Raw genomic sequence first — 24,862 nt, 5'->3', positions numbered from 1 at the left:
GGGACCGCCGGCCCGAGGAGGGTCACCGACCGGGGGGGTTCACGCCCCCCTGGTCGCGCCGGGCCCGCTCCGAGCGCGAGGCGCCCACCACCGCCGCGGTGACGAGCGCGCCCCAGAAGATCCCGTACGACAGCCCGCGCCACAGCGGCTGGTTCATCAGGCCGATGTGCACGACGAACAACAGGGCGACCGACACCGGGCTGACCAGGAGCACCTGGATAACGATGTGGAGGTCCTCCCAGCGCGTCAGCCAAGCGGGTCGTGGGCGCTCGGATGGATGGCTGCTCATGCGCTCAGGATAGCCCGGGGCCCGCGTAGACTGGCCCGGTGAGCGTGCGCGAGAGCCAGGAATGGACGTTGGTCAGCGAGTGGGCGGGCACCGTCGGCGACCTGTCCTCGGCGGCCGCCCTGTCGGCCTGGGATCGCGAGACGCTGATGCCGCCCGCCGGCTCGGCGGCGCGCGCGCGCCAGCAGGGCACCCTGGCCGCCCTCCATCACCGGGAGACGGTGCGCGCCGACGCCGGCGAGGCCCTCGCACGCCTCTCCGGGAGGCCGGACCTGGCCGAGGACCCGCACGTGGCGGCGTTCGTCCGCGTGGCCACGCGGATGCGCGACCGGGCGGTGAGGCTGCCCGAGTCGCTGGTGCGCGAGACCAGCGAGGCGTGCGCCGAGAGCGTCCACGCCTGGACCGAGGCGCGCGAGCGGGACGACTTCGCCCACTGGGCCGGCCCGCTGGCGCGGGTGCTCGCCCTTCGCCGCCAGGAGGCGGACGCGCTCGAGGTGGGCGACGAGCCCTACGACGCGCTGCTGGACGCCTTCGAGCCCGACACCCGGGTGGCCGGCATCGAGCCCGTCCTGGCCGACCTGCGCGAGCGCCTGGGCCCGCTGGTGGAGGAGGCGGGCCGCCGACCGGAAGCACGGCTGCCGGCCCGCGAGTGGGACACCGACGCCCAGGTGCGCCTGGCGCATGAGCTGGCCGACATGGTGGGCTTCGACCTGCGCGCCGGCGTGATCGCGCGCTCGGTGCATCCGTTCACCAGCACCACCCACCGCGGCGATGTCCGGTTCACCACCCGGGTGGACCCCGCCTCGCCCATCAGCAGCATCGGCGCCGTGATGCACGAGGTGGGCCACGCGCTCTACGAGCAGGGTTTCGCGGAGGACCTCGACCGGACCCCGCTGCACGACGCGCCCTCGCTGGCGGCCCACGAGTCCCAGTCGCGCTTCTGGGAGAACCACGTCGGCCGGACCAGGGCGTTCTGGAACCGCATCGAGCCCACCATGCGCCGGCTGTTCCCCGAAGCGATGGAGGGTGTGGACGCCGATCTGATGCACCGCGCCGCGAACGTGGTGCGCCCCTCGCCGATCCGCGTCGAGGCCGACGAGGTCACCTACCACCTGCACATCGTCCTGCGGACGGAACTCGAGGTGGCGATGGTCCGCGGCGATCTGGCGGTGACCGACCTCCCCGGCGCCTTCTCCGACGGCATGGACCGCCTGCTGGGCGTGCGCCCGGCCACCGGCGCCGAGGGCGCCATGCAGGACATCCACTGGGCCGAGGGGCTGTTCGGCTACTTCCCCACCTACACGCTCGGGAGCCTCTACTCCGCGCAGCTCGCCGAGGCCGCCGACCAGGTGCTCGACGGCCTGGAGGAGGCCGTCGAGGAGGGGCGCTTCCGCGAGATCCTCGATGTCATGCGCCACCGCATCCATCGCCACGGCGCCACGGTGCCCACTCCGGAGCTGATGCACCGGGCCACCGGGCGGACGCTCTCGGCCGACGCGCTGATCGCCCACCTGGGCCGCACCCACACCGGGTGAGCGCGGACGCGGGGGCCCGCGGGCGGGTGCTGGTGATCCAGCACGTGCCGTGGGAGGGGCCGCACCGAATCGCGGAGGCCCTGCGCGGAGCCGGCCTCGTCCCGGAGGTGTGCGCCCCCCTGGATGGCGGACGACTGCCCGCACCGGCCGAGGTGGCGGGTGCGGTGATCATGGGCGGCCCGATGAACGTCGACGACACCGCGCGCCATCCGGCGCTGGCGGACGAGCGCGCCTGGGTGGAGCGGGCGCTGGCCGACGGCCTGCCGATGCTGGGCGTGTGCCTGGGTTCCCAGCTGATCGCCCGGGCGCTGGGCGCCGCGGTGAGCGCCGGGCCGCGGCCGGAGATCGGCTGGCTCCCCATCGAGGTGATCGAGCCCCGCGACCCGGTGGTGGGCGCCCTGGGACCCCGGTCGACCGTCCTGCACTGGCACGGGGACGTCTTCCCCACCCCGCCCGGCGCGCACGCCCTGGCCTCCTCCGCGCTCACGGGCTGCCAGGCGTTCCGCCACCACCCGGCATGGGGCCTCCTGTTCCACGCCGAGGCCGACGGCGACCTGGTGGAGCGCTGGCTGGCGGAGCCGGCGATGGAGACCGAGGCGCGGGCGGCGCTCGGCGCCGGCGCACCCGCGCTGCTCCGCCGGGGGGCGACCGCCCACGGGCCGGCGCTGGTGGCGCGGTCCGCGCCGGGCTTCGAGCATCTGGCCGGGCTCATGCGCGCCAGGGCCGGCGCCGGCACCTGACCCGGCAGGCCACCGGCCTCAGGTGACCCCCGGGCTCCCGTCGTCCTGCTCGGCCGCCCGCACGGCCGCGCCGACGATCCCGGCCCCGTTGAGCAGGGCCGCGGGCATCACGGGCGGGCGCACGTCGATCAGCCCCAGGAAGCGGTCCGCCCGCTTGGAGACGCCCCCGCCCAGGATGATGAGGTCCGGCCAGACCAGGGCATCGATGCGCCGCAGGTACTCCTCGAGCAGGGGCGCCCAGCGCTTGTACGACAGCCCCCTGCGCTCACGGGCGCCCGCCGAGGCCCGGCGCTCGCCGTCCTTGCCCCGGATCTCGATGTGGCCGAACTCGGTGTTGGGCACCAGGAGCCCGCCCGCGAACAGGGCCGATCCGATGCCCGTCCCGAGGGTGAGCATCAGCACCACGCCGGGGTGGCCGGCGGCCGCCCCGAACCGCATCTCCGCCAGGCCGGCTGCGTCGGCGTCGTTCAGCACCGAACAGACCCCGAAGCGTCCCGCCAGTGCGTCCCGCACGTCGAAGCCGATCCATTCCGCGTCGATGTTGGCGGCGCTCATCACCACGCCACCGAGCACCACGCCGGGCACCCCGACACCCACCGGCAGACCGGCACCGAGTTGCTCCACCAGCGCGGCCGCCGCGGCCAGGACAGCGTCCGGCGTGGAGGGCTGCGGCGTCGGCACCCGCACCCGCTCCCCCACCAGCACACCCGTGCGTACGTCGACGACCGCGGCCTTGATCCCGCTGCCGCCGATGTCGACGCCGATCGCCCGCGCGACTTCCACGCCTCAGAGCGCCTCGGAGTCGTAGTCCACCAGCGAGTGCACCCCATAGCGCGCCAGCCGCTCGCGGCCGGGCAGGAAGGTCAGCTCGACCACCACGCCCACGCCCACCACGGTGCCGCCCAGCCCCTCCACCAGGCCGCACACGGCCTCGGCGGTGCCGCCCGTGGCCAGGAGGTCGTCGTGCACGATCACCCGGGCCCCGTCCGACACCGCATCGCTGTGCAACTCGAGCGTGTCGGTGCCGTACTCCAGCTCGTAGGCCGCGCTGACGCGCGCTCCAGGCAGCTTGCCGGGCTTGCGCGCCGCGGCCATGCCCACGCCCAGCTCGCGCGCCAGCGCCCCGGCCAGGATCAGCCCCCGGGCCTCGATGCCGACCACCACATCCGGGCACAGGGGCCGCGCCCACTCGGCGAGCCCACCCACGCAGGCCTCCAGCCCGGCGGGATCCTGGAACAGCGGCATCAGGTCGTAGAACAGGATCCCCGGCTGGGGGTGGTTGGGGATCCGCCGGATGGCCGCATCGATGCGGGCTCTCACGTGCCGGCCATCTCCCGCAGCTCGGCCACCAGCATCAGGTGGCGCATGTGCGAGGCCAGTGCGGCAAGCGTCTCGAGCGACTCGAGGGCCTCGCGGCGGCGCTCGGGGTTGCGCGAGCGCAGGCCGGCCGCCAGCAGTTGCTCGAGCAGCCCGGCCTCACGCTCCGCGGCCACGCGGAAGATGCGCAGGTGCCGGGGCTCCACCCCGAACGCGCCCAGCTCGACGGCGGTCTGCACCACCTCGCGGTCGGTCTCGTCGTAGCCCCCGTCTCGGGTATCGACCAGGCCGTACTCCTCCAGCTGGCGCAGCAGCGTGGCCGGGGCCCCCGTGGAGGCCAGGACCTCCTCGGCGGCGTACCGGCGGGTGGGCGCGGGCTCGGCGAGGTGGGCCCGCTTGAGCTGCTTGGCCTGGTTGGCCACGCTGAACGCGCCCGTCGTGGACGACTCCAGTTCCTGGCGTATCACCCGCAGCGGCAGGAACTCGTCGCGCTGCAGGCGCAGGATGGTGCGAAGGCGCTCCACCTCCAGCGGCGAGTACAGCCGGTACCGGCCGGCGGTCCGCTTGGGCGCGATCAGCCCCTGGTCCTCCAGGTAGCGGATCTTGGAGATCGAGACCGATGGGAAGTCGGCGGCCAGCAGGTCGCGCACCGCACCGATGGTGAGCGCCTCCTCGTCCTCCGCGCGCTCGGCGGCGGGCGCCGGCTCCGGGGCCGGATCGCTCATCCGGTCAGGAACACCAGGCGGAACTTGCCGACCTGGATCTCGTCGCCGCTCTCGAGCTCCTCATCGCCCTCGATGCGGCGACGGTTCACGTAGGTGCCGTTCAGCGAGCCCAGGTCGCGCAGCACCACCGCGCGGCCGTGACGCTCCACCTCGGCGTGCACGCGCGAGACGGTCACGTCGTCCAGGAAGACCTCGCACTCGGGCTCGCGGCCGAGGCGCACCCGCTCGGTGCCGAGCCGGAACATCGCCCCCGGAGGACCACCGGAACGCACCGCCAGCGCCGGCCCGTCGATGGAGGGGCCGGACCAGGCGCCGGACTCGGCGGCCTCGTCGGGGACCGCGAGCGGGCCGGTGATCTCGCTGGTCCCCTGGCCCTCGGCGATCAGGCGTGCACCGCACTTGCCGCAGAAGCGGTGCGCATCACTCTGGTGGAAGCCGCACTCGGGGCAGAACACCGCGCCCCCGGCTACTCGTCGTCGCCGGTGAGTCGGTCCATGTCCGAGAGGCGGCCGGCGAGGATGCGGCTGAGCGCATCGACGTCCACCACCGACAACTCCCCGTCGTCGCGCCCCTTGAGGCGGCTCACCAGCTCGGTCTTCAGCATGTCGATCCGGCCGTGCAGCATCCGGCGCTGGCGGGAGACCTCACGCTCCTGCTCGGTGAGGCGCTTGATGAGTTCCTTGAGCTCCCCGTCCGACAGCTGCGTCAGGTCCGGCTGGGCGTCCATCGCCACTCCTCGTCGGTGTAGAGCCACGGAGTCTAGCCGACGCGCTCCTCCACCCTCAGGCGGAGAGTGAGCCTCGCTCGTGGCTGCGCAGGGCCCGCGAGGCCCCCAGGCAGTAGCGGGCCAGCGTCACGAGCGACATGACCACCGCCACCCACATCAGCACCTCCACCCAGCCGTCGGCCAGCAGGATGCACCCGGCCGTGGCGAACATCGTCAGGGCGGACGAGGCCTTGCCGGCCAGGTCGACGCGCATCTCGAAGCCCCGGCGCGCCATGGCCAGGAAGCCGCCCACCAGGGTGACATCCCGCGCGATGAGGATCAGCGGCGCGCTCCAGTGCACGCGGTCGAGCAGGATCACCCCCACGAGCCCCACCCCCACCAGGAGGCGGTCGGCGAGGGGGTCCAGCAGCCGCCCGTAGCGCGACTCGGCACGCAGGGCGCGAGCCAGCACGCCGTCCAGGAGGTCCGTCGCGGCCACGAGACCGAAGATCAGGGCACCCAGCCGCGAGGTGGGCCCGTCGGCCTGCCAGAGCACGACCGCGAGCACCGGGAGGGCTCCCAGACGAGCGGTGGTGAGGACGTTCGGGAGCAAGCGCAGCCACGGTATCCGCGCTCGTTTCACCCCGACCTCTGCCACGGGCGCATCCTGCCAGTCCGCCGCCCGCCCGGGGCCGCAGGGGCCCGGGCGGCCAGGGGCCGGCCACACCGATACCCCCCGGGTGCTGATCCAGAACGCCGTCCCGCGCGAACACCCCATCGACGCTGCGCCCGCCGCACGCGCCCACTCTCCAGTGACGGCCCCACGAAAGGACCCCGCTCATGTCGGACGCCATGGACCTGATCCATCGCGCAATCGATGAGGACAACGCGCACGAGTCGACCCAGACCCGGCGCGAGTTGATCACCAAGACCACCGCCCTCGTGGGTGGCATGAGCCTCCTGGCGGTCCCGGGGATCGCCTCCGCCCAGCGCGGTGGCTCCGCGGGCAACAACACCCCGGAGAACATCCTCACCGTCGCGGCCACCGCCGAGGTGCTCGCGACGATCGTCAACACCGTCGGCCACGTCCGCGGCCTGGGTGGCGACCGCACCACCCGCTTCAACATCGCCGCCGCCGCCCGGCAGGAGCTGATCCACTACAACACGCTCACCAGCTTGGGGGCCCGGCCGCTCACCAAGAAGATCTGGGTGCCTGACGCGGTGTTCGCCAACCGGACCAACTTCCTGAACACCCTCGAGGTGGGCGACCAGATCTTCGTCAACGCCTACCTCATCGGCGTGACCGCCTTCGGCCAGGCCGGCGACGGCCGACTGGCGCGGATCGCCGCCGAGTTCATGGGCGTCGAGGCCGTGCACCGCGCCGCCGCCCGCCAGTCGCTGGGCAAGCTGGGCAACGACCGCGCCTACATGAAGTACAACGGGCGTGAGACCGCTCCGGGAGCCCCCAACCGCGGCGACCAGGGCTTCACGGACATCCTCCGCGCCGCCGCGCTGCTGCAGGCCGCGGGCTTCGGCTTCGGCGAGCGCTCCAGCGCCCCCGGCCGGTTCTACAACTTCGACGCCATCAAGCGCCGCACCCCGAACCCGCCCGGCGTCAACACCCGCGCCCCGCAGTAGGGCCGCGGCGCCGGGAGCCCTCGGGCCCCGGTACGCATCAAGGGCCACCCTCGGGTGGCCCTTGATGTACCCGCATCGATCGGGGTGCGCGGGCCGGCCGCGCGGGCCGGCTGCGGACCGCCCAACCGCTGCTTCTCTGGCAGAAGCAGCGGTTCGGAGTCTCGCCAGCGCGCGACACCGGATGGCGAGCCCAGCGGCCTAGTCCACGAACCCCGCATCGCGAGCCGCCTCGACCAAGGCCTCAGCTCGAACGTCCCCGAGCGACGTGCGGCCGCTTTGCAGGAGCCGATCAACGTGAAAGCCAATCTGGGGCGACGTCTCGGGCGAGGAGTTGCTCACGCGTTCGGCTACGAAGTCGGCGATCTCGTCGAACACCAACTCGATGTCCGGCACGGAGACCCGTTCTCCGAAGCCGATCCCGTGCCCCTTCAAGAGATCAGCCCCTGCGGCGATGCAGATGCCGAGAAGAGGCACGGCGTCTGCCCACGCGGCAAGCTCGTCGGCCGACGCAACCCTGGGTAGCCCGTCGAGTCGCCTCGAGATGTGGTCCCCGAGCCAGAGTTCCCAAACCGCAGCACCGTCAACATCGTCCGAGCGGAGGAAGTCCACGACCGTCTGCGCGAATGCTGTCGCGTGAGCTCCGTCCGCCCCCTTCACGCTGTTCGCCAGTAGGTCCCGTCGCTGGCCGGGAGAGACTCCTGCGAACGACAGAATCGACGATACGAACCGGTAGAACTGCCGTGTCCGGTCTGGATCGAAAGAGGGAGTCCCGATCCAGTCCCACGCCTCTCGGGAGCTGGCAAGCAGTCCCGCTTCAAGGATTCGGTCGGTGTACCGAGGACGATTCAGGAACGAGAACCACGCCAGGGGTGCCGTGGGGCCAGGCCGGAAGTGCGGAAGCACGGACGCCGATGTGAACTCCTCGTCGACCTCGAAAAGAAATGCCAACGATCCAGTCAGGACTGGGAGGATCGCCGAAAGCGCATCAGCGGGCCCGCTCAGCAGCGATTCGATGGCCTCTCTCTCGGGATCATCGAGCCCTGTCACGCTCCCCCGCACCGTCCTCCATCGCCGGTCTATCTCGAGCAGCCAGTACTCTGCGAGGTCTCCGGGCCAAGAGTTGAGGTAGAGCGGGGCAAACGACAGCGGGTCTCCAGAGGATTCGAATGAATCGCCGTGGGCCTGCCAGACGCTCTGCGCGATGCTCCTCATCCTGGAGGTTTCCGGGCACTCGGCCTCACCTACCCGAGCCCGAACCTGCTCAGCCAAGAATCGGGTGATCGCGCGAGCAGACTCAACGCGGGCGGCCTCCGCTGAGACCAGGGCGAGGACCTCATTGATGCGCGGGCCCGTGTCCGCCCGAGTCCACCCTTCGACGACGCAGCGGCGCACCTCTCCGCGCCGGCCATCATCCATCGACCTCCAGTCAACGAACTCGATGAGTGCCAGCCCCAGCTCGGGCCGCGTCTCTGCGGTCACCCGAACCACATCGATGGCGTCATACCACTCCGGTAGGCCGTGGGCGCCGTCGTAGGGATCGTCGAGCAGCTTGGCGACGATCGGCCAGTCCTCATCATCGAGAGCTTCGATCAGGTCCTCTGGGGCAAGAGGCCGCGATCCGCCCCAGACGCCGACGTCCACCCAAGAGTTGAAGTCCGGATGATCTCGCGGCGCGAACTCGGGGTGAGCGGTTTCTGCTTCTTCGTGAGCTGCGCGCACCTCCGAGCAGTCGGGCGCCACCGTACGGAGCCAGACGAGAACGTTGTAGCGCTCGTAGTCGTCGGGCCCGCGCATCACGTGCCCGAGAAGGCGATCGCGGGAGGACTGGGACGCCAAGCCGTAGGCGCCGGCAAGGACCGCAAAGACCTCGTGCTTTAAGCCATGATCCGCCGGTAGCGAGCGCTCGACTAGCCACTGGAGTTTCTCATCAGGCGATCGACGTCGGTCGATGGCGACTAGATGCAGCGCAAGCCGGCGGAAGAGATCGCGTTCGGTCGACCACCAGCGCTCTGGGAGGCGCGGATCGAGGGGCAGCGCCCGCTCTCCGTGAGTCCTTAGACCGTCGATGACTGCGTCGATGGGGCGCCTGTACGAATCCCGCGCGTCTTCTCCGATAGCCGACCTTCGCAAGCTGAGCTGGTCCCACCCCCGGTCAACGAAGTATGCGTCGAGGAGGTCGTACGACGCGTGCAGTGCCCCCTCCAAGACGTTGCCCAGAGCGGGATCTCCCGGTTTCGCTCCAGCGATTGCTTCCTGGATGGACTCGCTGAGCGCATACTCCTCGACGGACCAGCCAACCTCGGCATCTGGAAGCGTGAGCCCATCGGGCTCGTTGGGGGCCAGGCGAAACGCCTCCCGAAGCCGGAGAAACGGCCTCAGCATTGCCCGGAGGGATGACGCGCAGGGCGGAGGCGCCCCTCGGGGCCTCAGCGCCAGGTGACCTGCCCGTCGAGGTGCCGCCCGCCCCAAGGAGGTCGCCAAGAGCATCCTCCACCGCCCGGCACTGGTCTCGTTTGTCTCGGCCAACTTGTGAGTACTCCAGAGCGCCGCGTCGTAGAGGTCGTCCCTGAAATCGTGGCCCAGATGAAGCACCGCATTAAGCCCGGCTTCGTGCAACGCCGAATCCTCGATGAACGACTGGCAGAACCAGTGCATGAGCACTGCGGCGCCGTCATCCGTTGCGGCCACCCCGCGAAAGCCCCCTTCGAAGCTCGGAGCGGTCTCCAACCACTGGAGCCACGCACGTTGCCCTGTCGTCGCCCGTGAGGAGACGGCTGCCACGAAGTCTCGAGCACCGTCGACGACACGCAGTCGTTCGAGGACGTAGTCGCGGTCCTCGGGCGAAAGCGGAGGTCCGCCCGCGACGATGTCGTGAATCCTCGCTCGGTGGTCGGTCCTCCCCATCTTCGACCGAGTCGCCCAAGCATCGAGCGCTACTACGAGCGCTGTGTGGCTTCCGCCACGCAAGGGGTACGCAACCGGCTGGATTCCCAGCCGGCTCCACTTCCCGAGTGCGGCGTCCTGCTCGGTGGTCAAGGCGAAACGTGACCCACCGGACGGCAGGCCGAGCGCGAGGTACTTCATCATCGGATCGTCGTGGGAGTAGCCGACAAAAAGCACGGTGAAGCGGTTGAAGAGCGACAGCAGGAAGCGCGTCGCCCACCCCTCAGTGAGATAGGCCCTTCCGAGATCGTGGTCGGTGAGCACGATCTGCCTTGGCGTCCGGCGAATCGCTCCATGCAAATGAACGATTCCCGAGAACTCGCCTCCGAGCGGAAGGGCCGGGCCCGACCACAGGTTCGGCACTTCCACGCTGCGGTGTCCGGCGGCCGCCGAGAGATGCCGGTCGAAGTTCGTCGTCACTATCCGCATCGGGCCGGGGGCAGAGGCGACCCGCACCAGCGCAGCGTGGGTTGCGTTCGGCAGGGAGCCCTCCACATCGATCAGGGCCTCCGCGTGCCGGTGGGTCTCAAAATCCGGAGGCAGCGCACCGAGGAAACTGTCGATCGGGATATGCCGCCCCTCCTCGTCCTCTTGAGGCCAAGGGACTGCTGCGCGCTCTGCCAAGTCTCGTGCGAGATCGACGAACGACGGGAGGCCGGACGGGTCGTCGACGGACGCGCCCGCGCCGACGAACAGGACGAGCTCCCCGGCAGCCTGGGCCGCTACAAGCGCTTCAGGCAGTTCCACATCGCTGGTGATCCACATAGCGCTCCCCCGCACCGCGGTCGCAGAGGATCCTGCCACGCACATCGCGAGCTCGCGGACCACCCTCGCGCGCCAAAGGCGGGGTGGACGCCCAAAGCGGCATCCGGGCAGGCGAAGCCGCGAACCCCCAACACCAAGGGCCACCCTCGGGTGGCCCTTGGTGTCCTCACATGGAATCGGGGCGAGAGGATTTGAACCTCCGACCGCCCGGCCCCCAGCCGGGTGCGCTACCAGACTGCGCCACGCCCCGCGATCGAGCGGGATCCTAGCGCAGCGACGACCAGATGTCGCGCAGCGCGGCGGCGGCCCCGTCGAGCGGGACGTCCGTGCGCTCGCGCCCGCGGCGCACCTGCACCTCCAGTGGCCCGTCGGGCAACGTGCGCTTGCCCACGGTCACCCGCAGCGGCACGCCCAGCAACTCGGCCTCCACGAACTTCTCGCCGGGCTTGGTGCCCGGGCGGTCGTCGAACAGCACCGACAACCCGAGGTCCGACAGGTCCTCGTAGAGCCGCTCGGCGTACTCGGCGTGGGGCTCGCCCGCCTTGCCGATGAGCACCAGATGCACGTCGAAGGGGGCGATGGCGCGCGGCCAGGCGATGCCGGCCTCGTCGTGGAACTGCTCGATGGCGGCGGCGGCGATGCGCGCCGGCCCGATGCCGTAGCAGCCCATCACCATCGTCTGCTCGCGCCCCTCCACGTCCAGATAGGTGGCGTCGAGGGCGTCGCTGTACCTGGTCCCCAGCTTGAAGATGTTGCCGATCTCGATCACCGGCTCCAGGCGCAGCGGCGAGCCGGTGACCGGCGCGCCCTCCCCCTCGAGCACCTCGCGGATGTCGGCGCTCTCGGCGTCGAAGTCGCGTCCCATCACGACCCCGCGGAGGTGCTCGCCGTCGCGGTTGGCGCCGGTCACGTAGTGGCCGGTCCCGATGGTCGGGTCGGCGACGATGCGGATCGGCGAGCCCTCGGGCAGCCCCACCGGACCCAGCGAACCGGCCTGCGCGCCGAACCACTGCACGATCTCCTCGGGGTGGGCGGCCCGGTGGGGGCCGATCACGCGCGCCAGCTTCTTCTCGTGCACCGCGTGCTCGCCGCGCACCAGCGCCAGCACCGGCCGGCCCTCCTCGGGCACCACGACGACGCTCTTGCACAGGCGCGCGGGCTCCAGCCCGGTGAGCTGCGACAGCTCGGCGATGGTGCCGACCCCCGGGGTGGGGAACGGCTCGGGGGCCTCGGGGGTCTCGCCGAAGTCGGGCTCGCGGGCCACCGAGACCGCCAGCTCCACGTTGGCCGCATACGACCCGTCCTCGGCCAGGGCCACCACGTCCTCGCCGGCGGGGCTGGGGGCCATGTACTCGTGCGCCTCGCTGCCGCCCATCATCCCGGTGTCGCTCTCCACCTGGTACCAGGCGATCCCGCAGCGGGTGAAGATGCGTGCGTACGCCTCGGCGTGCGCCTGGTAGGAGGCGTCCAACCCCGCCCGGTCGGCGTCGAACGAGTAGCCGTCCTTCATGGTGAACTCGCGCACGCGCAGCAGGCCGCCCTTGGCGCGCGGCTCGTCGCGCATCTTGGTCTGCAGCTGGTACCAGGTCTGGGGAAGGTCGCGGTACGAGCGGATCTCGCGCGCGGCGTGCCAGGTGACGATCTCCTCGTGGGTCATGCCGAGCACGAAGTCGCGGCCGGCACGGTCCTTCAGCCGGAACTGCTCGGCCAGCGGCCAGCGCCCGGTCTGCTGCCAGACCTCGGCCGGGTGCAGGACCGGCATCAGCACCTCCTGGGCCCCGATGCGGTCCATCTCCTCACGCAGGATCGCCTCGATGCGGCGGATGACCCGCAGCCCGACCGGCAGGATGGTGTAGAGGCCGGCCGCCAGCTGGCGCACGAGGCCGGCGCGGATCATCAGGATGTGACTGGCGGCCTCGGCGTCGGTGGGCGCGTCGCGCAGGGTCGGCAGGACGCGACCGGACATGCGCCACGAGTCGCCGCGCGGGGCGGCGGGCATGGACCAGCCGGCGGGTGGGGTGCTCTCTGAGGTGCTCACGGCGGGGAACTCTGCCAGACCGGCGCCGGCGGGCCCGGGGCACGGGTCAGACCGGGGAGGCCACCCGCGGGTAGCGACTCTCGACGTACTCCTCGACCATGGCGATGAAGTCGTCGGCCAGGGTCGGGCCCTCCAGCGTGCGCACCTTCTCGCCGTCCACGTACACGGGGGCCCGGGGCTGCTCGCCTGTGCCGGGCAGGCTGATCCCGATGTCCGCGGCACGGCTCTCGCCCGGGCCGTTGACGATGCAGCCCATCACGGCCACCTTCAGGCCGGCCACGGCCGGGCGCTCGGTGCGCCAGTGGGCCATCCGCCGCTCCAGATGGGCCTCGATGGCCTGCGCGAGTTCCTGGAACACCGTGCTGGTGGTGCGCCCACAGCCCGGGCAGGCCGTGACGTCGGGGCGGAAGGCGCGCAGGCCCAGCGCCTGGAGCAGCTCGCGGCAGACCCGGACCTCGATCGCCCGGTCGCCACCGGGCTCGGGGGTGAGGCTGGCCCGGATGGTGTCCCCCACCCCGGCCTGCAGCAGGATCCCGAGCGCCGCGGTGGTGGCGACGATCCCCTTCGATCCCATCCCCGCCTCGGTGAGCCCCAGGTGCAGGGGGTACTCGCAGCGCTCGGCCAGCGCCGAATAGACGGCCACCATGTCCTGCAGGCGGCTGGTCTTGCACGAAAGGATGATCCGGTCCCCGGGAAGCCCCAGTTCCTCGGCCGCCTCGGCCGAGGTGAGGGCGCTCTGGATCATGGCCTCGCGCATCACCTCGTCCGCACCGAGGGGCTCCGCGCGCCGGCCGTTCTCGTCCATCAGGCGGTCCATGAGCTCGGGGTCCAGCGACCCGCCGTTGACGCCGATCCGCACCGGCCGGTCGTGCTCCACCGCCACGGCGATCATGGTGGCGAAGTTGGCGTCGTGGCGCGCGCCGCGGCCCACGTTGCCCGGGTTGATGCGGTACTTGGCGAGCGCGTCGGCGCAGTCGGGGAACTCGCGCAGGAGCGTGTGGCCGTTGTAGTGGAAGTCGCCCACCAGGGGCACCTCCAGGCCGTGCTCGTCGCGCACCCGCTCCGCGATCTCGGCCACGCGCGCGGCGGCGGCCCGGTTGTTCACGGTGATGCGGACGATCTCCGAGCCGGCGCGCGCCAGCTCGGCCACCTGCGCCGCCGTGCCCGGGGCATCGGCGGTGTCGGTGTTGGTCATCGACTGCACCACCACCGGGGCGCCGCCGCCCACGGTGACGGCGCCGACGGGGACGGCACGGCTGATCCGGCGTGATGCGAGCGTGCTCATGGGGCTCAGGCTAGCCGAGGCACCCACGGGGCGCCGTCGCCGGGGCGCACCACTACGGCTGCTGCTCGATCTGGAAACCCTCCCCCATGATGCGGCCGATGTCGTTCTGGAGGGCGAACACGAACACCAGCATGATGAGCACGAAGCCCACCATCGCCGAGCGCTCGTAGGCCGTCGCCGAGAGCGGCGAGCCCTTGAGCTTCTCCACCAGCGCGAACACGATGTGACCGCCGTCCAGCGGCAGCACCGGGAGCAGGTTGAACACCCCCAGCGCCAGGCTCACGACGGCGATGAAGCGCATCAGGATCACCCAGCCGTCGTCCGAGACCTCGTTGAAGACCGCGCCGACGCCCACCACGCTGTTGATCTGCTCGCGGGCCTCCTGGCTGGTGAAGAGGTCCCCGATCACCTCCACGTTGGCCTGGATCACGAACCACGACCAGGCCCAGCCCTCCTCCAGCCCCTCGATGGGCCCATAGCGGACCGTGGGCCCGTCGATGACCGCGAACGTGAACCCCAGGCCGGGGATCGGGTCGCCGGTCTCGGGGTCGGTCTGCACCTGCCCCTGCGGATCGCGCAGCACGTCCAGGGTGGCCGGCGCCTCCAGCGTGCGGCCGTCGCGCCGGATGCTGAGCGTCACCACGTCACCGGGCTCGCCGGAGCGCAACTCGGTGCGGACCGCCTCGGGGTCCTCGCCGGCCGCCACGCCGTTGACCGCCAGCAGCGTGTCCCCGGGCTGCAGCCCCGCGGCGAGGGCCGCCGAGTCGGGCGTGACGCTCCCCACGCGGTTGCTGAGTTGCGCCGTGGGTACGCCGATCCAGAAGATCGCGGCGAACATCAGGATCGCCAGCACGATGTTGACCGCCGGCCCGGCGACGATGGTCGCGATGCGGCGCCACACCGGCGCGTTGCAGTAGGCGCGGTCGGCCACCTCAGGAGGGATCTCCTCCGCGGCGGTCATCCCGGTGATCTTCACGTAGCCGCCGGCGGGGATCCAGCCGATGGCGTACTCGGTCTCGCCGCGCGTGAACGAGGCGATGGGCTTGCCGAAGAAGATCGAGAAGCGCTCCACGCGCATCCCGCACCACTTGGCCACCACCATGTGACCGGCCTCGTGCACCAGCACGAGCACCATCAGGATGCCGATGAACAGGAGGATGTTCACACCGAGCACGCCGCCACCCCCTCGATCCGCCGCGCCGCCGCCGCGCGCGCCCTCGCGTCGGCCTCCATCACCGCGGCGCGCTCATCGGCCGCGCCGGCGGGGACCCGCTCCAGGGCGTCGGCGACCGTGCGCGGGATCTCCATGAAGCCGACCCTCCTGTCCAGGAAGGCGGCCACGGCGACCTCGTTGGCGGCATTCAGCACCGCCGGCGCCGTGCCCCCGGCCCGGCCGGCCTCGCGGGCCAGCGCCAGACACGGGAACGCCTGCTCGTCGGGGGCGTCGAAGTCCATCCGCACCCCCACCAGGTCCATGGCGGGACGCCGCGGGGGCGGCGCCGGATGGTGCAGGGCGTGGGCGATGGGGATGCGCATGTCGGGCGGGCCGCAGTGGGTGAGCACGCTGCCGTCCTCCAGGCGCACCATGGCGTGGACGACCGACTGGGGATGCACCACGACCTCGATCTGGTCATACGAGAGGGCGAACAGGTGATGGGCCTCGATCACCTCGAGGCCCTTGTTCATGAGCGTGGCCGAATCGATCGTGATCTTCGCGCCCATGGACCAGGTGGGGTGTGCCAGCGCGTCCTCCACGCCCACGTCCTCCAGGTCCGCAGCGGCCCGGCCACGGAAGGGACCACCGGAGGCGGTAAGCACGGCGCGCACCACGCGCCCGCGGGGGACGCCCTCCATCAACTGGAACAGGGCGGCGTGCTCGGAGTCCACCGGCAGCAGCCGGGCGCCGGTGCGCGCGCATGCGGCACGCACCAACTCGCCGCCCACCACCAGGCTCTCCTTGTTGGCGAGCGCGATGTCGATCCCGCGCTCGGCCGCCGCCAGCGTGGGACCCAGGCCGGCCGCGCCCACGAGGGCGTTCAGCACGATGTCGGGTTCGGCCGCCTCGATCAGGCCCGCCAGATCGGGGTCGTGTGCCACGGTGCCCCCGCCGCCGGCGCAGGCGGTGTGGCGCACCCCGTGGGCCGCCGCCTGGGCGGCCATCTCCGGGGCGCGCTCGCCGCAGGCCAGGCCGCACAGTTCGAGATCCGGCGAGCCGGCGACCACGTCCAGGGCCTGGACGCCGATGGAGCCGGTGCAGCCGAGGACGAGGACGCGGGTCACAGGATCGATGGTAGCGGGGGGTCGGCGGGCGTCCGTGAACGGCGCGCTAACGCGCCGGGGCCAACGTGTGGGCCGTCTCGCAGAACGCCGCCACCAGGGCGACGCAGGCGTCCAGGTCGTCGGGGTGGCAGGTCTCGACCACCTGGTGCACGTAGCGCGTGGGGATCGAGACGCAGCCGGCCATCGCGCCGTCGCCCGAGAGCTGCAGCTCCCGGGTGTCGGTGCCCCCGCGGGTCATGATCTCCAGCTGGTGCGGGATCTCGCGCTCGGTGGCGACCGCCACCAGGTGGTCCACCAGCTCGCCGGGGACGATGGCGCTGGCGTCGAAGACCTTGATGGCCGCCCCGTCCCCCAGCGCGGAGATGCGCTCGTGGCCCTTGGCGCCCGGCCCGTCGTTGGCCAGGGTGATGTCGATGGCCAGGCCGATGTCGGGCTTCACGCGCGCCGTGGCCACCCGTGCCCCGCGCAGGCCCACCTCCTCCTGCACCGATGCCACGGCCACCACCTCGCACTCGTGCTCGGCCAGGCTCCGGACCGCCTCGATCATCACGTACAGGCCGGCGCGGTTGTCCAGGCTCTTGCACGTGAGCAGATCGCCCAGCCGGGCCATCGCGCGCTCGCGCGTGATGACATCGCCGGGGCGCACCAGCTCCTTGACGCGCTCGGCCGGCAGCCCCAGATCGACATAGAAGTCCTCCAGCTTGGGCGGCCGGCGCTTCTCCTCGTCGCTCATGATGTGGACCGGCCGGCTGCCCATCACCCCCAGCAGATCCTCGCGCCCGTGCACGATCACCCGCTGGGCGGAGAGGGTCTTGGCGTCGAAGCCCCCCAGCGGCAGGAACCGCAGGAAGCCGCCGTCCTCGACGTGCGTGACCATGAAGCCGATCTCGTCCAGGTGCGCCGAGAGCATCACCCGCGGACCGCCCCCGCCGGCCCGGCGCGCGATGAGGTTGCCCAGAGGGTCCACCTCCACCGAGTCGCACAGCGGCTCGAGCTCGCGGCGGGCGATGGCCCTGATGCGCTCCTCGCGCCCCGAGGTGCCCGGGGTCTCACACAGCTCGGTAAGGAGCTCCAGGTTCATCTGTCCATCCCCGTCGGTTGACCGTCAGTAGACCAGGGCGATGGTGGCCAGGTAGGCGGCCACCGACCCGAAGAGCATCGCATCGAAGCGGTCCAGCACGCCCCCGTGTCCCAGCAGCAGCCGGCCCGAGTCCTTGGCGCCCGCGTCGCGTTTCAGCAGCGACTCGAACAGATCGCCCAGGAATGCCGCGGGGCAGATCGCCAAGCCCAGCAGCAGCGACTGCCAGCCGTCGATCCAGTCCATGTAGAGCCCGGCGACCCAGACCGCCATGGTGGCCACGACCAGGCCGATGGCGGCACCCTCCACGGTCTTCTTGGGCGAGGTCACGGGCGCGATCGGCCGGGTGCCCCACAGGCGCCCGCCGAAGTAGGAGGCCGTGTCGAACACCCACACCCCCACCAGCACGTTGGCCACCGCGCCGGCGCCGTCGGGCAGCTCGCGCATCATCACCAGCACCGCCAGCGGGACGCCCACGTAGAAGATGCCGAACATCGTGATGGCCACCCGCGCGGTCACATCCTCGCGTCGCTGCAGCATGAGGCCGGCCACCGCGCACGCCCCCAGCCCGATCCCCAGGCCGATCAGCAGACCGTGCTCGGGGAAGTCGTGCAGCCAGACGGCCACGATGCAGGCCGCGGCGCCCAGGTAGCCGGCCCAGCGCAGGGGCCCCCACGCCGCCGTGAGGTTGTAGAGCTCGTAGAGGGCCAGGCCGGCGATCAGGAGCACGGCCGCCACGAACAGCGGGCCGCCCACCGCCACCGCCGCCACGGCCACCGCGATCCCGGGAACCGCCACCAGGATGCGCGAGGTCAGGATGCCGTCCGCCCCCCGAAGCGTCGCTCGCGGCCGGCGTAGTCGGCCAGCGCCTCGGCCAGGCCCTCCTCGTCGAAGTCCGGCCACATCCGCTCGGAGAAGTGCAGCTCGGCGTAGGCCGTCTGCCACAGGAGGAAGTTCGACAGGCGCCGCTCGCCGCTGGTGCGGATCACCAGCTCGGGGTCGCGCATGTCCGGGGCGTAGAGGTGCCGGGCGAAGTCCTCGATGCCGGCCTCGGGGGCCTCCGCGGCCACGAAGCGCCGCGCCGCGTCCACGATCTCCTGGCGGCCCCCGTAGTTCATGGCGATGAACAGGCGCAGGCGTGAGTTGCCGGCCGTCAGCGCCTCGGCCTGGGCGATCTTGTCGCGCAACGAGTCGTCCAGGCGGTCGATGCGGCCGATGAAGCGCATCCGGACGCCCTCGGCGTGGAGTTCCTGCATCTCGCGGTCGATCAGCTCGACGAAGAGGGCCATCAGGTCCTCCACCTCGTCGACCGGCCGGCTCCAGTTCTCGGTGGAGAACGAGTAGATGGTCAGGTCCTCCACGCCGGCGTCACCCGCCGCGCGCACGACCCGCTTGAGCGCGCGCGCACCCGCGCGGTGGCCGGCGCCGACCGGCAGCCGACGCTCGCGCGCCCAGCGCCCGTTGCCGTCCATGATGATCGCGACCGACCGCGGCACGGCGGGGCCGGGCGCGGACGGGGCGGGGCGTGGGGCGCGGGCCAAGCCGATGGCCGACCGGGCCGCGCGCCAGCGCGAGGAGAGCGCCATGGGTGGGTCGCCGCGGCCGGCCGGTCAGACCTCGAGGATCTCCGCCTCTTTGTGGGCCAGCAGGTCGTCGATGACCTTGACCTCGGCGTCGGTGAGGTTCTGGACCTCCGTCTCGGCGCGACCGAGGTCGTCGCGGGAGATGCCGCCCTCCTTCTCCTCGGCCTTCAGATCCTTGAGGGTGTCCTTACGGACGTTGCGCACCGCGACGCGCGCCTCCTCGGCCATCTTGTGCACCAGGCGGACCATCTCCTTGCGTCGCTCCTCGGTGAGGGGCGGCACCGGCAGCCGGATCAGCTTGCCATCGTTGCTGGGGTTCAGCCCGATGTCGGACTCCATGAGCGCCTTCTCGATGGAGCCGATGATGCTCTGGTCGTAGGGCTGCACGACGATCAGGCGCGCGTCGGGGGTGCTGACCCCCGCCAGCTGGTTGAGGGGCGTGCGGACCCCGTAGGCCTCCACGGTGACGCGGTCCAGCAGCGCGGTGGAGGCACGGCCGGTGCGCACCGTGGCGAACTCGTTCGCCAGCGCCTTGCCCGCGCCCTCCATGCGCCGCTTGGCCTCGTTCAGTAGCTCCTGCATCTACGCCTCCTGATCGGTGACCACCATCGTGCCGACCCGCTCGCCCTCGAGCAGCCGGCCGATGTTGCGCTCGTCGCCCATGTTGAACACATGGATGGGCAACCCGTTGTCCATGCAGAGGGTGAGGGCCGTGGTGTCCATCACCTTGAGGCCGCGCTCGATGGCCTCCATGTGGCTGATGCGCGAGATCAAGCGGGCCTCGGGGACCACACGCGGGTCGGCGTCCAGGACGCCCTCCACCCCGTTCTTGGCCATCAGGATGCATTCGGCGCCGATCTCCAGCGCCCGCAGGGCCGCCGTCGTGTCGGTGGTGAAGAACGGGTTGCCCGTCCCGCCGGCGAAGATGACCACCCGGCCCTTCTCGAGGTGGCGGATGGCGCGCCGGCGGATGTACGGCTCGGCGACCTCCTGCATCGAGATGGCCGACTGCACGCGGGTGACGAGCCCGAGCTTCTCCATGGCGTCCTGGATGGCCAGCGCGTTGAGCACGGTGGCGATCATGCCCATGTAGTCCGCGGTGGCCCGGTCCATGCCGATGGAGGCGCCCTGCAGGCCGCGGAAGATGTTGCCCGCCCCCACGACGACCGCCACCTGCACGCCGCGGTCGCACGCCGAGGACACCTGGCGGGCCACCTCGGTGATGCGCACGGGGTCGATGCCGTAGGGCTCGGAGCCCATCAGGGCCTCGCCCGAGAGCTTCAGGACGACCCGCGTGAAGGCCACGCCTGCGCCCCCGCCGGAGACGGGGGCCTGGCGGTGGTCCACCTCGTCGGCCGGGCCGCTACTGGCCAAGCTCGAACACGGCGAAGCGGCGGATGGTGACGTTCTCGCCCAGGCCGGCGGCCACCTCGACCCGGAGGTCCTCGATGGTGCGCGGCTTCTTCTCGGCGCCGTCCTTGACGAACTCCTGGTCGAGCAGGCAGAGCGACTTGAGCTGCTTGTTCAGCTTGCCCTCGACGGCCTTCTCGCGGGCCTTCTCGGGGACGTCCTTGGCCTGCTCCTCGTAGATCGCGCGCTCGGAGGCGACCAACGACTCCGGGATCTCGTCCATGGAGACGAACTGCGGCTTCATGGCGGCGATGTGCAGCGCCAGGTCGTGCACGAAGTCCTGGAACTGCTCGGTGCGGGCCACGAAGTCGGTCTCGCAGTTGACCTCCAGCAGCACGCCCACGCGGCCGTTGGCGTGGATGTAGCTGTCCACCAGGCCCTCGTTGGCGGCGCGGCCGGCGCGCTTGGCGGCGTCCGCGAGGCCCTTCTTGCGCAGCTCGGCGGTGGCGGACTCGATGTCCCCGCCGGCCTCTGTGAGGGCGTTCTTGCAGTCCATCATCCCGGCGCCCGTGCGCTCGCGCAGCTCCTTCACCATGGCTGCGGTGACGGCTGTGCTCACGATGCGGGCTCCTCGGTCGGGGTGGTGGCGGGCTCGGCGGCCGGGGCGTCGGGGGCCGGGTCGGCGGCTGCCGGTGCCTCGGGGGCCGCCTGGGCAGCCGGGGCCTCCGCGGGGGTCTCCTCGGCGGGGATCTCCTCGGCCGAGGCCACGATCTCCTGGTTGGCCACGGCGCCGCGTCCTTCGAGCACCGCGTCGGCCAGCGCGCCCAGGATCAGGTTGCACGAGCGGATGGCGTCGTCGTTGGCCGGGATGACGTACGTGGCGTCGTCCGGGTCGACGTTGGTGTCCACCAGGCCGATCACCGGGATGCCCAGGCGGTTGACCTCGCGCACACCGATGGCCTCCTTCTTGAGGTCCACCATCACGACCGCGTCGGGCAGGCGCTGCATGTCGGCCACGCCGCCGAGGTTGGTCTCGAGCTTGGTCAGCTCGGCCTCGCGGGCCAGGCGCTCGCGCGTGGGCAGCAGCTCCAGCTGGCCGCCCTTCTTCTGGTTGCGCAGCTCGTGCAGGCGGCGGATGCGCTGGGAGATGGTGCCCCAGTTGGTCAGCAGGCCACCCAGCCAGCGGTGGGACACGTACGGCATGTTGCACCGCTTGGCGTTGTCGGCCACGGCGTCCTGGGTCTGCTTCTTGGTGCCCACGAACATGACCGTCCCGCCGCGCTGGGAGATGGCGCGCACCACATCGCACGCCTCATCCAGGAGCTGGATGGTCTGCTGCAGGTCGATCACGTAGATCCCGGCGCGCTCGCCGAAGATGTAGCGCTTCATCTTCGGGTTCCAGCGCCGCGTCTGGTGCCCGAAGTGAACCCCGGACTCCAGCAGCTGCTTCATGGTCACGGTAGGCACGGTGACTCCTCGCTGCGGTTTGGTGTGGTGATGAGCCGGCGCGCTCCGTCGGGACCCGCGCGGTGCGGGCACCCGCCGACGGGTGGTCGGGCCGGGGAGAGGGTTGATGATCCGACGGGAGAGTCTACCGGGATCGGCCGCGGCGGTCACGGCGCCCGGGGCGGCGTCCATCCGCCCGCATCGACGTCGGCTCGGGTCGATGACGTCCTCGCCGCGCGGGTTTGACGCCGTCGGTGACACCCCGGGTGACGCCGCCGCGCGAGGATCGTGACATCAGTCGAACCGAGAGGGGGCCATCATGGAACTCTTCACCATCCGCCGGCGCCACCTGTGCCGCGCCGAGGACATCGAGGCGGTCGACGCACGATCGAACGCCGCGGCCGCCGAGCGTGCCTCGCGGATGCGCAAGGTGCGCAGCTACATCCTCGACGAGGGCGATGGCTGGCTGGGCAGCATCTGCGTCTACGAGGCGGACGGAGCCGGCACCATCGAGGAACACGCGGCGGCCGCGGGCCTCGCGTGCCACGAGGTCGAGCGCGTGAGCCTCACCGACGTGGCCCGGGACGACCCGTCCTCGGGTCTCGGCTAGGCTCGGCCGGCGTCGATCAGGAGGAGGTCCGCATGCCCCGCTATGTCGTGCACAGGCGCTTCGCCGGCGTCAGCGAGGCGGAGATGCAGGAGGTGAACATCCGCGCTGGACGGCTTCCGGTGGAGCGGTTCACCGACCTCACCTGGGAGCACAGCCACGTGTGCATCGGACGGGACGGGGAGTTCGAGAGCTTCTGCATCTACCGAGCCCCGAGCGCCGAGCGGCTGCACGAGCACGCCGAGGTGCTCGGCTACCACGCCGTGCTGGACATCCTCGAGATCATCGATGACGTGACGCCGGCCGACGTGGGCGCCGGCCCCTGAGGTCCGGCTGGCCTGCGATCACCCATCGGCCCGGACCCCGCACAGGCGGGTCCACAGGAGGTGCTCGAGGCTGAGGTAGTCGACCGCCCGGCGCGCCAGCAGCGCGCGCCGGCGCGGGTCGTCCCGGCCAAGCAGGGCGAGGGCCCCATTGATCAGTTCGATGGCCTCACCGAAGCGATGCGACGCCCGTGCACTCTGCGCCGCGGCGCTCGCCCGCTCGACCGCGAGATCCGGGTCCCCCGCCGGCCCGGCCGCGCACCAGTGGCGGGCGGCATCGGCCGAGTCCCCCGTGCCGTCCGCGTCGAGCGCGGCGGCGATCCGGGCGTGCAACCGCCGGCGCCGGGCGGCGCCGACCCGTGAGAGCAGGTCGTCACGGATCAGGTCGTGGACGAAGCTGATGCGATCCGGCGAACCGGGATCCTCGACCAGCAGCCCGGCACGCAGGCCGTCCTCCACGCCGCCGGCCAGCTCGTCCTCCGGGAGGTCCCACGCACGCTCGAGCACGGCCAGCTCGAACGACGGTCCCGCCACCGCCGCCAGCGCGAGCAGCCGGGCCGAGCCCTCGCCGACCGCCGCCAGGCGCCAGTCGACGAACGCCCGCGCCCGCGCACCGATCGGCGCCGATCGGGAGGTGCCGCCTCCGGCGGGTGGGGCCCCCGCGGATCTGGCCATGTCGAGGGCCAGCAGCGGGTTGCCGCCGCTGGCGCGCTGGATCGTGGCCGAGAGGACCCCGTCGCCGCCGGCGCGCCGGCACAGCTCGTCGGTCGCGGCCTCGTCGAGGGGCCCGAGCGCCACGTCCACCGGGTCGTCGGGGCGCTCGAGCGAGGTCAGGAGGCGCGTCAGGTCCCCGGCCGGGGCCATCTCCTCGGGGCGCACCGCGCAGATCACCAGCAGCGGCAGCCGGGCGGCGCCCGCCACCATGCGGGAGAGCAGGACCGCCCCCGCCCCGTCCACATGGTGCGCGTCGTCCACCATGAGCACCACAGCAGTCTCCTCTGCCAGCCGGCACACCCTGTCGGCCACCTCGTCGAGCGCCGGCCCCTGCCCCGGCCCGGACCCGCCATCCGCCAGCTCCGGATGGCCCGAGACCGCATCGAGCACCGCGCCCGCGGCGCGCGCCGACCGACCCGCGCATCCGAACAGGATCACGCTGCCGGCCTCCGCGAGCTCCGCGCCCACCTCGGCCAGGACGCGCGTCTTGCCGATGCCGGCCTCGCCGGTGAGCAGGACGGTCCGAGCCCCGCCCGCGCGGGTGTCGGCCTCCAGCGCCAGCAGCCGGCCGATCTCCTGGCGGCGCCCCACCAGCGGACGCTCGCCCGCGAGGGCCAGCGGCGCCGGCAGCGCCCGGGGTCGCCCGGGGCCCGCCCCGCGCCGGGATCCGGGCCGCACCGCCGCGCGCTGCGACTCCTCCGGGCGCCCGCCACCCGGCGCGGCCGCCTCGCCGCCCGCGCCGATGGCACGGGCCAGCTCCCGGGTCTGCTCGGACGGGGCCAGCGACAGCTCTCCGCGCAGCCGTTCGCGCAGGAGCGCGTACGCGCGCGTCGCCCCGACGGGATCGCCGGCGGCGGCCAGCGCGCCCATCAGCGCCCTCTGGGCGGACTCGTCGAGCGGGTCGAGCGCCGCCCGGCGCCGCGCCCAGTCGAGGGCGCCGGCGGGATCCCCCTCCCGCGCGCGGCGGGCCGACATCTGCTCCATGGCCGCCGCCACCCGGTCGGCGACGGACCGCCGCTCCTCGATCACCCAGTCATCGTCGAGTCCCGCCAGCAACTCCCCGCGGACGAGGGCGAGTGCCTCCTCGGGCCGCGCCTGCTCCAGGAGGCCGTCGAAGGCCCGGGTGTCCACCCATACGGCGGGCTCGGCGTGCAGGCCGGCCCGCTCCCGGTCCGCCCACACCACCCCTTCCCCCAGTGCGCGCCGCAGCCGCCACAGGGCGGTCCGCAGACTGGCGCGGGCGCTCCGATCGAGGATGTCGGGCCAGAAGCGCGACGCCAGGCGGGACCGCTGATGGCTGCCGGGGTGTAGCGCCAGCCAGGCGAGCAGCGCGCGGGGACGCCCGCTGGGCAGGTCCACCACACGACCCGCCGCCTCGATCGTGAACTCGCCGAAGAGGCGCACTCGGGGAGGGCCGTGGTCCGGCGGCCGGGATTCGGAGGTGGTCGGACTACCGGGATGCGTCGCCATGGGATGCCGCCCGTCGGTGGCTCGCGGCCCATG

The 24,862-nt window shown here is 72.1% G+C and carries 24 protein-coding genes, 1 tRNA gene and 1 pseudogene; 5 read left to right on the top strand and 21 right to left on the bottom strand.

All coding sequences use genetic code 11. The annotated features are described in order from the left end of the window. Positions 1 to 22: 22 nt before the first annotated feature. Positions 23 to 289, bottom strand: coding sequence for a hypothetical protein (locus RIB98_02320; protein MEQ8839788.1), 267 nt, complete (start codon positions 287 to 289; stop codon positions 23 to 25). Positions 290 to 327: 38 nt separating this feature from the next. Between RIB98_02320 and RIB98_02315 the strand changes: the two genes are divergently transcribed. Both RIB98_02315 and RIB98_02310 read left to right on the top strand, forming a co-directional pair. Further along, positions 328 to 1,821 carry a carboxypeptidase M32 gene (locus RIB98_02315; GenBank protein MEQ8839787.1) on the top strand — a complete coding sequence of 498 codons (1,494 nt, stop codon included), beginning with the start codon at positions 328 to 330 and terminating at the stop codon, positions 1,819 to 1,821. A gap of 107 nt (positions 1,822 to 1,928) precedes the next feature. Then, positions 1,929 to 2,561, top strand: coding sequence for a type 1 glutamine amidotransferase (locus RIB98_02310; GenBank protein MEQ8839786.1), 633 nt, complete (start codon positions 1,929 to 1,931; stop codon positions 2,559 to 2,561). An 18-nt stretch (positions 2,562 to 2,579) separates the two neighbouring features. On the opposite strand, the gene RIB98_02305 is transcribed toward RIB98_02310, so the two are convergent. The 6 genes from RIB98_02305 to RIB98_02280 are packed head-to-tail and all read right to left on the bottom strand — an operon-like array spanning position 2,580 to position 5,922. Beyond that, on the bottom strand, positions 2,580 to 3,344 hold the full coding sequence (locus RIB98_02305; GenBank protein ID MEQ8839785.1) for an ROK family protein: 765 nt from the start codon (positions 3,342 to 3,344) through the stop codon (positions 2,580 to 2,582). 3 nt (positions 3,345 to 3,347) lie between these two features. Then, positions 3,348 to 3,881 (bottom strand): adenine phosphoribosyltransferase, encoded by a 534-nt coding sequence (locus RIB98_02300; GenBank protein ID MEQ8839784.1) that lies wholly within the window; start codon positions 3,879 to 3,881, stop codon positions 3,348 to 3,350. Further along, positions 3,878 to 4,603, bottom strand: coding sequence for a MerR family transcriptional regulator (locus RIB98_02295; protein ID MEQ8839783.1), 726 nt, complete (start codon positions 4,601 to 4,603; stop codon positions 3,878 to 3,880). The genes RIB98_02300 and RIB98_02295 overlap by 4 nt, the downstream gene beginning before the upstream one ends. After that, positions 4,600 to 5,058, bottom strand: coding sequence for an FHA domain-containing protein (locus RIB98_02290; GenBank protein ID MEQ8839782.1), 459 nt, complete (start codon positions 5,056 to 5,058; stop codon positions 4,600 to 4,602). Before RIB98_02290 ends, RIB98_02295 begins: the two co-directional genes overlap by 4 nt. An 11-nt stretch (positions 5,059 to 5,069) precedes the next feature. Then, on the bottom strand, positions 5,070 to 5,330 hold the full coding sequence (locus RIB98_02285; GenBank protein MEQ8839781.1) for a hypothetical protein: 261 nt from the start codon (positions 5,328 to 5,330) through the stop codon (positions 5,070 to 5,072). A gap of 55 nt (positions 5,331 to 5,385) precedes the next feature. Then, positions 5,386 to 5,922 (bottom strand): CDP-alcohol phosphatidyltransferase family protein, encoded by a 537-nt coding sequence (locus RIB98_02280; GenBank protein ID MEQ8839780.1) that lies wholly within the window; start codon positions 5,920 to 5,922, stop codon positions 5,386 to 5,388. A gap of 227 nt (positions 5,923 to 6,149) precedes the next feature. Here RIB98_02280 and RIB98_02275 point away from each other — a divergent pair, with 227 nt between their 5' ends. Further along, positions 6,150 to 6,947, top strand: a complete 798-nt coding sequence (locus tag RIB98_02275) for a ferritin-like domain-containing protein (protein ID MEQ8839779.1) — start codon at positions 6,150 to 6,152, stop codon at positions 6,945 to 6,947. 198 nt (positions 6,948 to 7,145) lie between these two features. On the opposite strand, the gene RIB98_02270 is transcribed toward RIB98_02275, so the two are convergent. The 13 genes and pseudogenes from RIB98_02270 to rpsB form a co-directional block, all read right to left on the bottom strand. After that, a complete protein-coding gene (locus RIB98_02270; GenBank protein MEQ8839778.1) occupies positions 7,146 to 10,655 on the bottom strand; it encodes an SIR2 family protein in 3,510 nt (1,169 codons plus the stop codon). A 176-nt stretch (positions 10,656 to 10,831) separates the two neighbouring features. Continuing rightward, a tRNA-Pro gene (locus RIB98_02265) sits at positions 10,832 to 10,905 on the bottom strand. 15 nt (positions 10,906 to 10,920) lie between these two features. Beyond that, positions 10,921 to 12,693, bottom strand: coding sequence for a proline--tRNA ligase (locus tag RIB98_02260; GenBank protein MEQ8839777.1), 1,773 nt, complete (start codon positions 12,691 to 12,693; stop codon positions 10,921 to 10,923). Positions 12,694 to 12,739: 46 nt separating this feature from the next. Continuing rightward, positions 12,740 to 13,978 (bottom strand): flavodoxin-dependent (E)-4-hydroxy-3-methylbut-2-enyl-diphosphate synthase, encoded by a 1,239-nt coding sequence (ispG, locus tag RIB98_02255; protein MEQ8839776.1) that lies wholly within the window; start codon positions 13,976 to 13,978, stop codon positions 12,740 to 12,742. Positions 13,979 to 14,030: 52 nt separating this feature from the next. Beyond that, positions 14,031 to 15,152, bottom strand: coding sequence for an RIP metalloprotease (locus tag RIB98_02250; GenBank protein ID MEQ8839775.1), 1,122 nt, complete (start codon positions 15,150 to 15,152; stop codon positions 14,031 to 14,033). Next, a complete protein-coding gene (gene dxr, locus RIB98_02245; GenBank protein MEQ8839774.1) occupies positions 15,140 to 16,258 on the bottom strand; it encodes a 1-deoxy-D-xylulose-5-phosphate reductoisomerase in 1,119 nt (372 codons plus the stop codon). Before dxr ends, RIB98_02250 begins: the two co-directional genes overlap by 13 nt. 46 nt (positions 16,259 to 16,304) lie before the next feature. After that, positions 16,305 to 17,339 (bottom strand): M42 family metallopeptidase, encoded by a 1,035-nt coding sequence (locus tag RIB98_02240; GenBank protein ID MEQ8839773.1) that lies wholly within the window; start codon positions 17,337 to 17,339, stop codon positions 16,305 to 16,307. A gap of 24 nt (positions 17,340 to 17,363) precedes the next feature. Next, a complete protein-coding gene (locus tag RIB98_02235) occupies positions 17,364 to 18,134 on the bottom strand; it encodes a phosphatidate cytidylyltransferase (GenBank protein MEQ8839772.1) in 771 nt (256 codons plus the stop codon). Positions 18,135 to 18,148: 14 nt separating this feature from the next. Beyond that, positions 18,149 to 18,922 carry a polyprenyl diphosphate synthase gene (gene uppS, locus RIB98_02230; GenBank protein ID MEQ8839771.1) on the bottom strand — a complete coding sequence of 258 codons (774 nt, stop codon included), beginning with the start codon at positions 18,920 to 18,922 and terminating at the stop codon, positions 18,149 to 18,151. Positions 18,923 to 18,946: 24 nt separating this feature from the next. Then, positions 18,947 to 19,501 (bottom strand): ribosome recycling factor, encoded by a 555-nt coding sequence (gene frr, locus RIB98_02225; protein ID MEQ8839770.1) that lies wholly within the window; start codon positions 19,499 to 19,501, stop codon positions 18,947 to 18,949. Further along, positions 19,502 to 20,224, bottom strand: a complete 723-nt coding sequence (gene pyrH, locus RIB98_02220; GenBank protein ID MEQ8839769.1) for a UMP kinase — start codon at positions 20,222 to 20,224, stop codon at positions 19,502 to 19,504. A 58-nt stretch (positions 20,225 to 20,282) separates the two neighbouring features. Continuing rightward, on the bottom strand, positions 20,283 to 20,888 hold the full coding sequence (gene tsf / locus RIB98_02215; GenBank protein MEQ8839768.1) for a translation elongation factor Ts: 606 nt from the start codon (positions 20,886 to 20,888) through the stop codon (positions 20,283 to 20,285). A 119-nt stretch (positions 20,889 to 21,007) separates the two neighbouring features. Continuing rightward, positions 21,008 to 21,736: pseudogene (rpsB, locus tag RIB98_02210) on the bottom strand (30S ribosomal protein S2). 298 nt (positions 21,737 to 22,034) lie between these two features. Here rpsB and RIB98_02205 point away from each other — a divergent pair. Both RIB98_02205 and RIB98_02200 read left to right on the top strand, forming a co-directional pair. Then, the gene (locus tag RIB98_02205; protein MEQ8839767.1) at positions 22,035 to 22,325 is read left to right on the top strand and encodes a DUF4242 domain-containing protein; all 291 of its coding nucleotides are present in this window, start codon (positions 22,035 to 22,037) and stop codon (positions 22,323 to 22,325) included. Positions 22,326 to 22,357: 32 nt separating this feature from the next. Then, positions 22,358 to 22,648, top strand: coding sequence for a DUF4242 domain-containing protein (locus RIB98_02200; protein ID MEQ8839766.1), 291 nt, complete (start codon positions 22,358 to 22,360; stop codon positions 22,646 to 22,648). A gap of 18 nt (positions 22,649 to 22,666) precedes the next feature. On the opposite strand, the gene RIB98_02195 is transcribed toward RIB98_02200, so the two are convergent. Further along, positions 22,667 to 24,763, bottom strand: coding sequence for a BTAD domain-containing putative transcriptional regulator (locus RIB98_02195; GenBank protein ID MEQ8839765.1), 2,097 nt, complete (start codon positions 24,761 to 24,763; stop codon positions 22,667 to 22,669). Between the last annotated feature and the right edge of the window lie 99 nt (positions 24,764 to 24,862).

The organism is Acidimicrobiales bacterium (assembly GCA_040219515.1).
Classification (GTDB): domain Bacteria; phylum Actinomycetota; class Acidimicrobiia; order Acidimicrobiales; family Aldehydirespiratoraceae; genus JAJRXC01.
The sequence above is the reverse complement of the archived record's forward strand: the minus strand, read 5'-3'. Positions and strand labels throughout refer to the sequence as shown.